This is a genomic window from Endozoicomonas sp. ALC013, assembly GCF_049310205.1.
Taxonomy (GTDB): domain Bacteria; phylum Pseudomonadota; class Gammaproteobacteria; order Pseudomonadales; family Endozoicomonadaceae; genus Endozoicomonas.
The window spans coordinates 22699-33742 of the sequence record NZ_JBLYNS010000047.1 but is presented as its reverse complement, the minus strand read 5'-3'; the positions used below and the strand labels follow the sequence as shown (position 1 = coordinate 33742).

Sequence of the window (11044 nt, the reverse complement as noted above, 5' to 3'; positions counted from 1 at the left end):
AAGCATCCGGAGTTTATTCCCTGATACGGCATAATTACCAATAAAAAACCATTTTCTTCAGTGTATTTAAATTAACCTATTGATCAGTTTTTTTCTGATGGTTCTGGTTGTGTCTAAAAAATCAATAAAACAATTAAGGGAAAATCTTCATTTTTCTATTTTTTGCGGGAATTGCTGGGATTTTTCCTTACAAGGCGCAGTCGATATCAACCAAATTTTCAGAGCGAACCAAGGCGCTGGGATTCCCGGAGTTGCGGTTTCACTCTTTCCGCCATGAGGGCATTTCCCGCTTCTTTGAACAGAAAATGAGTATTCCGGAGGTGGCCATTCGTAGTGGTCATAAGACCTGGGATAACCTGCGCCGTTATACCCACCTGATCCATCGGAATCCACCGGATTACTGGGCTGTTTGTAAGGCAATGGAAGAGAATTATTGGGCCAGAAATGAGTGTCTGAATTCTCGCTGGCAGCAGGGAATTGTAAAAGGGGCTGAGCACAGCGCAGATATTATTGTGCTGTATCGCTAATAGCCCTATCGTTATGGACAATAATACTCCTCCCGCTTTTCGCAAGATCAGCGCACCGGTTACTCATACGTTTTAAATGGCCAATCTTGCGACAAAGCAAGCGTTAATGCCGGGTTCAGCCTATACCAGCCTGAGTTCCAATCGTTTTCCCATCACTTCGGCCGCGTGGGACAATGTTCTGAGATTCAGACTTGTATTGTCTGGATCAAGCAGCCGATCCAGTTGTGAGCGACTGGTTCCAAGCAGTTTGGCAAAAGCGGATTTGTTCACACCTTCTTTCTTCAGGTACTCATCAATCTGCCAGGCAATAACCCGTTTCATGGCTTCAGCCTGACATTCGGCCAATAGGCCATCTTCTGCCAGGAAGTCATCAAAGTTGCTTCCGATGTGAGGATTGCTCATTGTTGCCTCCTTTTATTTTCTCAATACGTCGTTGCGCCGTAACTTCGCCAACTCAAGATCACTGGCCGGGGTCTTTTGGCTTTTCTTAATGAAGGCGTGCAGTAACACCATTTCACCGTCAGCGACAGTAAACAGTACACGGGCAATTCTGCCGCCTGTCAGGTCACTGCGCACTTCCCAAAGCCCCTTATCCAGCTTTCGAACTACCGGCATGCCAATAGGCCAGCCGATTTCAACAGTCTTGATATCTTGCCCCACAGTCCGGCGATCTTCGCGGGTTAGAGCCTTTAGCCAGTCAAGCACTGGTTCATGGCCCGATTGTGTGGCGTAGAATCGAACAGAAATCACTTTCATTGGTTTGTACCATTTTAGGTACATTCTAGCTGAAAAAAACTTCAGGTCAAATTTATATAGGAAGGATCATAAATATAGCCGGGTTTTGCCGGTAAGATGATCTACCGGCAGTAATGTTGCATGTCATGAACCTGTTCCCACCTTTCGCTTTCATTCCTGAGACATCTGGCCAATGGTCACATTTGTGCTAATCTGGTGTAATATTGCACCACAATGGATAGGCAGGAGATGACCCATGGCCAGGCAAAGTATTACCCTCACCTCACCCAATGACCAATGGTTGCAGGCTCAGGTTGAGAGCGACGAGTATGGCAGTAAAAGTGAAGTGGTGAATGACTTGATTCGTCAGGCCAGGCGGCGTCAGGAGGCGACAGAATCGCTTCGGAGTGCGCTTATTGCCGGTGAAAACAGCGGGATCAGCAACGATACAGTAGATGATATCCGGGATCGTGTATTAGCCCGGAGAGTCAAGCATGACTAGGTACCATCTATCGGTGGAGGCCGGACAGGATATTGAGCGAATATTTGAGTTTGGTCTTGATTGCTTCGGGTATGAGCAAGCCAGTCGTTATCTGGATGGCCTGGAAACGCATCTGAACTCACTCGCGCGTCACCCAAATCATTATCCTGCTATCCGTCATATTCGTGAAGGTTATCGGCGTAGTGTGTATGGAGTGCATGCTGTCTATTACTCTGAGCTTGACGATGGGGTTTTGATTGTTCGTATTTTGGGAAGGCAGGATTTTGTCGAAGCTTTGAATGTATAGAGCTTGGCAGCTAAAGAGAGCAAGGGCTGGTTTTGTTCAAGGATTGAGCGATGCCGGGAAAATAATATTGAGGTGGTTGTGATTCCAGAGCGGGAAAAGTAATGCCGGTATTACTGACCGGCAACACCCTTAAATAACACCTTGGACCTTTTCCCACGTCTTCCGGTATCGCTCATGCCGGGCGTCAATATAAACTGCCAGGTCTGAAATTTTCACCATCCACGGCGATTTCTGGCTGTTCATGGTACGCACCACCGGAACCGGCAGCTTTTGAGAGGCTGCAGCCAGCTTCGCCCGTTTTTCACACATGCCAAAGAACTCCTGGCAAACGTCTTCCAGTGGCACGTAGGGCTTTTCATACTTGGCGAAGAGCATCAGTTCGGTATTCATGGTTTTCTCCTGTTTAAAAATTGATATCCGTATCAAAAACGTCCATCCCGGCAGGCACGGTTCTGAGTCGGCTTTGGTCTTTCTTCAGGGTTATGGTTCCAGGCACTGGGCGTATCGGGTTTTATGGTGAAGTCGAAGCTTTTTATGCGATGCCATCGGCCCTCTTGAAGTACCTCGATACGACAGGGCTCTTTCATATCATTCTGTATAGTCAAGTGCTGATAAGCATCCACCGTGAGTTCTGGGACTGGTGCATGTTCCAGTCGTTTTACCCACCACATGACCGCTTTCTGCCGGGCATAACCGCCATGCTGAAAGCAGACCCACTCCCGAATGGTGTCAAAGCCACAGCGATAGGTGACCTGCAGGGAAGGGGGCTTGCCAAACTTTTCATGGATGCTGTAGAAAACTTCATCCACCTCCAGCCATTCTGGTTTGACCTGGTTGGCCAACAGTGCGGCGGTGGAAGCTTCTGCTTCATGCTTCTCCCGTTCCGGAAATTCATAGTTGCAGGCAGGGCAAACCCGCAGGCCTGCAAGGATTAGCTCAAAACATTCCGGGCATTCCTTAACCGGCGGCTCTCCGTTGCCTTTGCCTGCTTTTATATGGTCAACGGTGATTCGGTCGATGGGACCATGCCGTTCGACATTGCCGCCATAATCCAGAACCAGACAGTCAGTCTTGCCAGTGTCTGAGCTGATCCGCAGACCTCGGCCTAATATCTGCACGTAAAGTCCGGGTGATTTGGTGGCGCGGAGTAGGGCAATCATATCGGTTAAAGGTGCGTCAAAGCCGGTGGTCAGGACGCCTTGACTGGTGAGGGCTTTTATCTTGCCTGCTTTATAGTCCGCCAGTATCTGGGCCCGGTCATCTTTTGGGGTTTCTCCAGTGATACATTCGGCCTTGATGCCTTCAGCTGTCAGAAGTTCCTTAACCTGTTCAGCATGGACGACAGTGACGCAGAAGATAAGCCATGCCTTACGCTCCTTACCATACTGGATTATTTCAGCCACGGCCTTTTCGGTGACATCGTTCTTGTTGACTGCGGCTTCCATATCGCTGGTGAGGTAATCACCTTGCCGGGTTCTGACTCCATCAAGGTTAATCTTGTCTTTCCCAGCCTTGGAGCGCAGGGGAGATAGAAGTCCATCGTCAATTAGTCGCTGGATGTCTGTCTCATAGACAATTTCATCAAAGAGCGGCTTCTTGCCTTCTGTGAGCAAGCCCTGTTTCATCCGGTAAGGGGTGGCGGTGAAGCCGACTATTTTCAGTGTAGGGTTGATCTCTCGCAGGCCTGCAATCAGGCGGGAGTACATCGTCTCTGAGCTTTCACTATTGAGCAGGTGACATTCATCAATAATGAGCAAGTCAAAATGGTCCAACTGTTCTGCTCGTTTATGAATACTCTGGATACTGGCAAACAGTATCTGAGCGTTAGTGTTGCGGGAGTTCATAGCTGCAGAATAAATGCCCGTTGGTGCTTCTGGCCATTGGGCGACAATTTTTTCATGGTTTTGCTCAATGATCTCTTTCACATGGGAGAGAATCAGGAAGCGCTGGTCTGGCCAGTGCTGTAAAACCCCATGGATAAAGTCAGCGATGATCACTGACTTGCCGCCGCCGGTACTGACGCAGACCAAGGGGTTACCCTGAGAAGCACTGAAATATTGATAGATCGCATCAATGGCCTCCTGCTGGTACCAGCGGAGTTCAAAAGCCATTGTCGAAGCCCTTCATCTGGTTGATGATCTTATTGGCCACTCGTTCTGTTGCTTTACGGTCGACGGATGTTGGTTTTCTGTCGTCAGCTTCCCTGGCCATCAGCATTTTGTCCGCAATGGTGTAAGCAAAATTCACCGCCGGTTCAATGGCGCTGCCACGGTTACAGGTAAACTCAGCCATCAGGGCGGCAATGGCGAACAAGTCCCGGAGTTGGATGGTTTGGTTCTGAAACTGTTCTAACTGTTTTTCCAGGTCGTTGATGGTTTCATCGCAAGCGGCTTGAGCATATTGCTCAAACGGTGCTGTATCTTCGATCAGGTAGTGGGTAACCCGGGGGTAGAAATTACCTTGCTGATAATCCGTGATACAGAGTCCACTTTCTGAATTGAGGCCGATCAGGTCAATTTGATCTGCCGCAGGCGGTGTGCTAGCTGGTATAAAGCGATAGCGTTTTGAATGATCCATTGCTCATTTTCCTTCTCATTGATTATTTTCAATCGTTCCATCGAACTGAGTTTTCAGTCCTGCCAACTTTTCATCCGTCAGCAGGCGCTTGTCTTCTACTGCCTGAATTTCCTGAGAGGAGAGCTGGCCTTTATCTGTGCCAGTTATGAATTCCTCGCCCGTTGATTTCAGGCGATAACGTATCCAAAACTCATCGCTATCAATGGGCTCAGCAAATTGCTCTAAGAGGTAAGGGTTATAGAGGTGGAGTTCACAACCTGACATCTGAACCGATTCCGGGATTTCCATATCATGACGGGCGCAGTGCCACTGGCCATCTTCAACGGGTGTGCTGTGCAGGCAGGTACGACAATTAACCGCAGGGGCTTTTTGTCCGTGGCAGATGGCCTGATGGTCGCAAAATTTGCAGAGGTACCAGCTGGGGTCTTCACTGATTTTGCTCAGAGGACGGTCGCTGGCAATAATGCATTCCGCTTTCTATGGCTGCTTTGCCAATAACAGGATCAAGCCGAACCCGCTCACCATACAGCTCATCCGTATTTTTGTTCACGGCGATATAGAAGGCTCGGGTCAGCTGAGGGTTTGCCAGGTACATATACACCTGCATCTGTATAAAGTGTTCTGGCTTGGCTTCCTCTACACCTTTTTTAACCAGGTTATTGAAGGACTTCTCATTGTGGGTTTTCATCTCGATCAGGTGCCATGTTTTGGGGGCTTCGATAAAGCCCTGGCCCACACCATCAAATGAACCACCAAAATGCCCGTTGCAGGCCGAGATTCTGAACTGTTTACCAGTGGCTGGATCGGTTTCAAAGACTTTGATGCCCACATTACGCAGATCAGCAACAAACCGTTCTTCTGCCAGATGACCCGTTTGGAACAGTCGCAGCAGTTGGCCTCCATGCTTCACATCAGTACACCAGCGAAAGGTATACCAGAGCGCCCGGTCACAGGGGCGACCAATAATTGAACCGCCCAGATGCGCCCGGAATGCACCACCCTGGTTGTCCTCATAATGCCGGATAATCGCTTTGATGGTCGTTTTGTTGGGTTCGGGGATTTTCACAATGCTTCACCTTCCCTGGCTCTGAGCCTATTTCTGCTTTTTGTTTAACCGTCGGGCCATTCGCTGGGCTTTGCGTTTTCGCTTTCTCTCTGTTTTGGAAGGTCGTCGTTTGGTAAATCTTGCTCTATCGAGCTTCCGGGCGGAGGTGCCCGTAGAATTAAAAAACATAAATTTCATTCCCTGAATGAAGGGGGCAAAGCCCCCTTGGTACTAATGACGAGTTACTTCTGCCCCCAGGGCGGTGCTGCGTACTGAGTCGCCGGATGGGGTAGTTGTTGGGCAGGTGCCGGATTGTGGGCAGGTGTCTGCTGCTGAGGTGCAGGTGCGCTCTGCATGGTTTGACCACCGGCACTGATCCACTTCTTGACTTCATTCTTTGGACCAAAGCCCGGGTCTTGTTTCAACACAACAGCGATTCGGATCACCTGCTGTAACAGCTGTTCGGTGTCGTTAATCCGGGGCTGGCCAACCGCATGGGCAATACGGCTGATCTCTTTCCTGCCAATCTCCTCCGCTTTTGGGCTGCTGTTGACGATATTGTGCTGAGACCAGAGCTTGCGGCCTTCAAACTGGCCTTCCATTACCGTGTAGGTGAGCTTCACCATCTGGCCACCGGACTTGGTATTATCCAGGGAGGCCTCAGTGATCATGGTCAGGTATTCACCGGGCGGCAGGGGCTCAAACTCATCCGTTGGATCGTAGTCGTCTGCATTAAAACCTAACTGTGCCATTTCAATCTCCTTATTCAGTGGCTTGAGGTCATAGCGTCGCTGAAAGCCTGTCAGTCCAGGGGGAGTTCTGCTGGCAGTCCATAGCGATTCTTGGCGATAAAGCCAGGTTTGGCTTCGGTATAGAGGTAACGCTGGCCGGTGCTGATACCCCGGGTTTTGGTTTTATTGAAACCGGCTTCTTCTTTTTCGATGACGGTCTTGTAATCAGCGAACAAGATGCAGTCCACGGTTTCCTGCACCAGTTCAGAAGCCCGTTTGTGCAGCTTGATCTGGTACCGGTCATAACTGTCGGTGGTCGGGCTCTCAAACCGTTTGATCTCGGAATGGGCGATCAGAATAAAGGCCATACCTTTTCGTTACGCAGGGCTTCCAGTCCATCCAGCAGTTGGCGCCAGAGATTCAGCGCCTCCAGAAAGCCTCGTCCATAACCAAAGTCTTCAATGGCCTGGTACCGTTCGCCCTTTGAGCCAACATACGTATCGCACAGGTGCTGCCAGATCATCGGTTCCAGATGGTCCAGACTGTCGATCACCAGCGTCTGATAGTGATGGTCGGATGAGTAAAGAACCGTGATGGCATCCAGAACATCCTGGAATGACTGCATCATGGGGAAGGCGTCGACTTCCAGTTTGCCCAAACCATCTTCGGTACAGATAAAGATCGGGTTCGGTGCACCGGCGGCCAGGGTGGTTTTACCAAGCCCTGGGCCACCATGAACCACAATCCGGGGAGCCTTGATGCCGGTAGAGCGGCTGATGGATTCCAGTGAAATAGCCATTACTGAACCTCCAGCCGTTCAAACTTGACGCTGACTTTCTTTGGTTTGGTAGTAATGGCCTGGGAGACCAGCTGGTAGTGGGCGGGATTCAGTTGTTGCAGGCTTTTCAATTGCCGGGTGTTAACTTCCAGTTTGCTACGGATCACCGATTGGGCGATATCCGCAGGCAGTTGTTGTCGAACGGCCGCCCATTTTTCTGAATCCACGACACGGCTCATTCCGGCGACGGTGGTCACCTTGTAGTAATCGCCTTTGACCGAAAAACTGCCTTCTTCTTTAGTGCCAACCAGCTTGCAGAGCTGCTGCTCAATAGCCATGCGCTGCTCTCTGGCCTGGTTTTCTGCCTGTTTGGCAACTTCCAGTTCATGAGCCAGTTGGTCCAGTGGGAGGGGCGAGGCAGTGGAGGGGTTTTCTTTCATAGAGTGTCATCCTTTTTGTTATTGGCTTTCTTCAGGGCGAACGAACCCGGCAGGCATCAGTGGCCTGTTTTTCAGTGTCAGGGTGAGTTCGTCTGTTGAATCGATGGCGTACATCCGTTCAGCCATCTGCTATCAAATATGTTCCTTAACTGATCTGTATGTCAATACCAAAAAGATACATCTTATAAAAATAATGAAAATGCGAAATAAGATCAGTGAGTTGGGAAAGGTATTTTTTGATACAAAACCCCCTTCTGGCTAAGAGGGGGGGGAAGATAAATTGAGAAATGTATCAACTGAGCTTGGTATTGATGCTGACCACGACACCGCAAATATGACCGTCTTCCGGGAATGGCATGGTCGTGTATTGCGGGTTCAGTGGTTTGAGGAACAGTTGGCCATTATCCCGCACCAATTGTTTTAAGGTGACATCATCGGTTCCCGGCAGGCGAACGACCACGTACTGCCCGGGTTGTGGTTCCAGGGCGGGATCAATCACCACCCGGCTGCCCGGAAGAAAACTCATTTGCCCAGGATATGGGCTGACCATCGAGTCACCCTGAACAATCAAAGCATAGGCACCATTGCTGATCCGGCCGTGATAGGCGGTGTATTCGGTGGTGTCATCCACTGGGGCGTACAGTCTGCCATTGTCGTTAAAGTCACCCGCCTGTACCCAGGAAATGACCGGAATGCTCCGGGTGCCTTCAATGTCATAGCCCGAGACTAGCAGGTTGCCATGGGTTTTCAGTTGGCGGGAGTCGTTGGCGGTCTCGTGGTAGATATCCAGCCAGCCGTGGGGCTTATTGAAGCCGTATTCAATTTCCCGGGCAATTTTGGAGCCGATGCTGCGTGTCGGGTTCTTGCCCATAAACCGGCTGACCTGAGTGGCGGGGCGTCCGATCACTTCCGCAAAGTTGGCCAGTGTTTTTCCTTTCTCGGCCAGCAAGCGGGCGTTGTGGCGTCTTATTTCTTGTATGTCCATGACTCTATTAAACCGTACAACACCAAAAAGATACACCATCAAAATAATACAATTGTACTTGTTATTAAAGTATCATGGTGGTACATATTTAGGGCGTTATTCGTCTGAATCGCAGGAGGCGACCATGAAACGACGATAATGGACTACCCGCCGCAACGCTCTACCCATTTTAAAAAACTAACCCGATCACGGGCAGGGACGCTTTTGTCTCTGAAAAATGGACATCGCCACAAGGACAATAATATGGATGTGACACTTCCCAATACCACCACGGAAGCGTGGAAGCTGAATGAAGCCGGTCTCTCTATTGTGCCACTCGGTTCCCCATTTGAAGAACCGCCTGCATGGTTTGTAGACGGTCGCTGTTCAGGAGATAAAGAGAAAGCAAACGTCGAATGGCCAAAAGCTCCCCGGTTTCGCTGGAAGCAGTATCAGGATAAAGCACCGGACGACAGCACCATTGATAACTGGACCAACCTCTACCCACATACCAATTGGGCGATCATTACCGGATACGGTGTGGTGGTCGTGGATGCGGACAGTAAAGAAGCGGTGCAGTTTATTGAAGAAGGTGCCATTACCCGGACGCCATTGCGAGCAACCACCAGTAAAGGCAAGCACTACTACTTTCGGGTCAACCCGGACTATCCCGTTCATAACTCAGTCAGAAAAAACAAGATCGATCTGCGCGGCATTGGTGGTTATGTAGTAGCGCCCGGCAGTACCCATGCAGACGGTACACTCTATCAATGGGAAACGGACGGGTATATGGATATCAGTGATCTGCACGATCTGCCCATGCTGATGCCTGTGGATATTGCCACCATCAATGGCTTCAATGGGCAGGCTGCAGAAGCCAACGGGTGACCTGGGGTTCTCCACGGATCAATACCCATTACCACACGACGGAAGTAATCTGGCAGAAGGACAGGGGAGAAATAATGCAGCAGCGAGTATGGCTGGCCAGTTGCTCCGGCAGAATTCTTCACTCAGAGAAGTCAAAGCCATTCTGGATCAATGGAACCAGTCTAATAATCCACCGTTGTCTGATGCTGAGCTGAATACCACCATTGCCAGCATTTCCCGCACCCATAACAACAATAACCCTGGTTCCTCCATTCTTATTGAGCCACTGCCCAGCAGTAAGCCAGAGTTCGCTTTTAGCCATATAGAGGAACTGGTTAAAGGCGTGAAACCAATTAACTGGCTGATCAAGGGCTTTCTGGAAATGGACAGCCTTTCCCTGATGTTTGGAGAACCAGGTTGTGGGAAATCCTTCTCAGCCATTGATCTTGCTTGCTGTGTGGCGACAGGCAAGGACTGGCATGGCAAACCTGTCAAGCAATCGGGGCCTGTCTTTTACATTGCCGGGGAAGGCTTCAATGGCCTCTCCCGTCGCTTTATGGCCTGGCAGAGCTTTTATGGCTACAACCTGCGCAATGTGCCGCTGTATATCAGTCAGTGTTCCGCTGCGTTGACCAGTCTGGCCAGTGCCCGGGCGGTCAGTGACAGCATTGAAAAAATAGTCAGTGATACTGGAGGTGTTACGCCTTCCATGATTGTCATTGATACCCTGGCAAGAAACTTCGGGCCTGCGGATGAAAATTCAACTCGGGAAATGAGCACCTTTATTGGTCACATTGATGAGTATCTGCGTTCAAAATATCGCTGCAATGTACTGATCGTCCATCATACCGGCGTGGGCTCGAAAGATCGCGCCCGGTGTAACAGTGCGCTCAAAGGTGCGCTGGATGCCGAGTATGCGGTGGTTAAAGCAGACGATGAAATCAAGATTACCCCCAAAAAAATGAAGGACGCTGATGAGCCGGATGAAATGAACTTTCAGTTTGGCTCTGTGCGTCTGCCCTTCAATGACGAAGAAGGCGAGCCGCAATACAGCTGTGTTCTGCAATACCTGGATAAAGCCAATGCACTGAAGATCAAGCAGCAAGAGAACCGCGAACATATTCGAGAGCAAGGCCGGTTACAGGCAGAAATTCGGATCGGGGAAAAGCAAAAGCGGGTCATCCAAACACTGGAAAGATTGATTGGTGAAGCAAAAGCGACACTGGTTAGAGCCGACAGAAGTCCCGGCCTTGCCAGGATCGAAACAAGGAATTTGCGTGATGCCTGTTTTCGGGAGGGTTTCATATCCAGCAAGAACTGGTCTCGCACATTTGATGCCTTGGTAGAGTGTGAGTTTTTGATGATGGATGCGCCGTTTATCTCTATTTCTGAAAAAGGTCAGTCTGTGATTTCAGAGAAAAAATAAAGGGCTCGGGTGAGGTAATGTACTGTTTAAAAAACAGTCAATTGCCTCCTTTCTTAATAACTTATGAGGATTCTTTATATTGAGGCTCCTCTCTTTTCCTCAAAACTTCTTATTTTTCAGGTGATTAACCGTAGCGGATGCCTTTAGCCGCCACCTCACCTTCCCC

The 11044-nt window shown here is 49.7% G+C and carries 17 protein-coding genes; 5 read left to right on the top strand and 12 right to left on the bottom strand.

The genetic code is table 11. From position 1 onward, the window contains the following. Positions 1–143: 143 nt before the first annotated feature. Positions 144–527, top strand: a complete 384-nt coding sequence (locus ACO6V1_RS10875; RefSeq protein WP_422446149.1) for a tyrosine-type recombinase/integrase — start codon at positions 144–146, stop codon at positions 525–527. 120 nt (positions 528–647) lie between these two features. Here the strand turns inward: ACO6V1_RS10875 and ACO6V1_RS10870 are convergent, their stop codons facing one another. Both ACO6V1_RS10870 and ACO6V1_RS10865 read right to left on the bottom strand, forming a co-directional pair. Next, positions 648–929 carry a Fis family transcriptional regulator gene (locus tag ACO6V1_RS10870; protein ID WP_422445515.1) on the bottom strand — a complete coding sequence of 94 codons (282 nt, stop codon included), beginning with the start codon at positions 927–929 and terminating at the stop codon, positions 648–650. A 12-nt stretch (positions 930–941) separates the two neighbouring features. Then, positions 942–1283: a type II toxin-antitoxin system RelE/ParE family toxin gene (locus tag ACO6V1_RS10865; RefSeq protein ID WP_422445513.1), complete on the bottom strand. Its 342-nt coding sequence runs from the start codon at positions 1281–1283 to the stop codon at positions 942–944. A 235-nt stretch (positions 1284–1518) separates the two neighbouring features. On the opposite strand from ACO6V1_RS10865, the gene ACO6V1_RS10860 reads away from it, so the two are divergent. Both ACO6V1_RS10860 and ACO6V1_RS10855 read left to right on the top strand, forming a co-directional pair. Then, entirely contained in the window at positions 1519–1764 is a 246-nt protein-coding gene (locus ACO6V1_RS10860; RefSeq protein ID WP_422445511.1) for a type II toxin-antitoxin system ParD family antitoxin, read from the top strand. Beyond that, positions 1757–2050 carry a type II toxin-antitoxin system RelE/ParE family toxin gene (locus ACO6V1_RS10855; protein WP_422445509.1) on the top strand — a complete coding sequence of 98 codons (294 nt, stop codon included), beginning with the start codon at positions 1757–1759 and terminating at the stop codon, positions 2048–2050. Before ACO6V1_RS10860 ends, ACO6V1_RS10855 begins: the two co-directional genes overlap by 8 nt. A gap of 129 nt (positions 2051–2179) precedes the next feature. Here ACO6V1_RS10855 and ACO6V1_RS10850 read toward each other — a convergent pair whose 3' ends face one another. The 10 genes from ACO6V1_RS10850 to ACO6V1_RS10805 form a co-directional block, all read right to left on the bottom strand. Continuing rightward, positions 2180–2440 (bottom strand): pyocin activator PrtN family protein, encoded by a 261-nt coding sequence (locus ACO6V1_RS10850; RefSeq protein ID WP_422445507.1) that lies wholly within the window; start codon positions 2438–2440, stop codon positions 2180–2182. Between the two features lie 32 nt (positions 2441–2472). Next, positions 2473–4161 carry a DEAD/DEAH box helicase gene (locus tag ACO6V1_RS10845; RefSeq protein WP_422466856.1) on the bottom strand — a complete coding sequence of 563 codons (1689 nt, stop codon included), beginning with the start codon at positions 4159–4161 and terminating at the stop codon, positions 2473–2475. After that, on the bottom strand, positions 4151–4627 hold the full coding sequence (locus ACO6V1_RS10840) for a hypothetical protein (protein ID WP_422445503.1): 477 nt from the start codon (positions 4625–4627) through the stop codon (positions 4151–4153). Before ACO6V1_RS10840 ends, ACO6V1_RS10845 begins: the two co-directional genes overlap by 11 nt. Positions 4628–4642: 15 nt before the next feature. Next, a complete protein-coding gene (locus ACO6V1_RS10835; protein WP_422466854.1) occupies positions 4643–4915 on the bottom strand; it encodes a hypothetical protein in 273 nt (90 codons plus the stop codon). Positions 4916–5054: 139 nt separating this feature from the next. Then, a complete protein-coding gene (locus ACO6V1_RS10830; RefSeq protein ID WP_422466852.1) occupies positions 5055–5693 on the bottom strand; it encodes a hypothetical protein in 639 nt (212 codons plus the stop codon). A 221-nt stretch (positions 5694–5914) separates the two neighbouring features. After that, the gene (locus tag ACO6V1_RS10825; RefSeq protein WP_422466850.1) at positions 5915–6424 is read right to left on the bottom strand and encodes a DUF669 domain-containing protein; all 510 of its coding nucleotides are present in this window, start codon (positions 6422–6424) and stop codon (positions 5915–5917) included. Between the two features lie 50 nt (positions 6425–6474). Further along, positions 6475–6771 carry an AAA family ATPase gene (locus tag ACO6V1_RS10820; RefSeq protein ID WP_422466848.1) on the bottom strand — a complete coding sequence of 99 codons (297 nt, stop codon included), beginning with the start codon at positions 6769–6771 and terminating at the stop codon, positions 6475–6477. Beyond that, positions 6756–7202: an ATP-binding protein gene (locus tag ACO6V1_RS10815; protein WP_422445495.1), complete on the bottom strand. Its 447-nt coding sequence runs from the start codon at positions 7200–7202 to the stop codon at positions 6756–6758. Before ACO6V1_RS10815 ends, ACO6V1_RS10820 begins: the two co-directional genes overlap by 16 nt. After that, positions 7202–7621: a DUF7173 family protein gene (locus ACO6V1_RS10810; RefSeq protein ID WP_422466846.1), complete on the bottom strand. Its 420-nt coding sequence runs from the start codon at positions 7619–7621 to the stop codon at positions 7202–7204. Before ACO6V1_RS10810 ends, ACO6V1_RS10815 begins: the two co-directional genes overlap by 1 nt. A 292-nt stretch (positions 7622–7913) precedes the next feature. Continuing rightward, a complete protein-coding gene (locus tag ACO6V1_RS10805; RefSeq protein ID WP_422445491.1) occupies positions 7914–8606 on the bottom strand; it encodes a LexA family protein in 693 nt (230 codons plus the stop codon). 138 nt (positions 8607–8744) lie between these two features. On the opposite strand from ACO6V1_RS10805, the gene ACO6V1_RS10800 reads away from it, so the two are divergent. Both ACO6V1_RS10800 and ACO6V1_RS10795 read left to right on the top strand, forming a co-directional pair. Continuing rightward, positions 8745–9473, top strand: coding sequence for a bifunctional DNA primase/polymerase (locus ACO6V1_RS10800; RefSeq protein WP_422463468.1), 729 nt, complete (start codon positions 8745–8747; stop codon positions 9471–9473). Then, positions 9445–10878, top strand: coding sequence for an AAA family ATPase (locus tag ACO6V1_RS10795; RefSeq protein ID WP_422466844.1), 1434 nt, complete (start codon positions 9445–9447; stop codon positions 10876–10878). Before ACO6V1_RS10800 ends, ACO6V1_RS10795 begins: the two co-directional genes overlap by 29 nt. Positions 10879–11044: the final 166 nt, after the last annotated feature.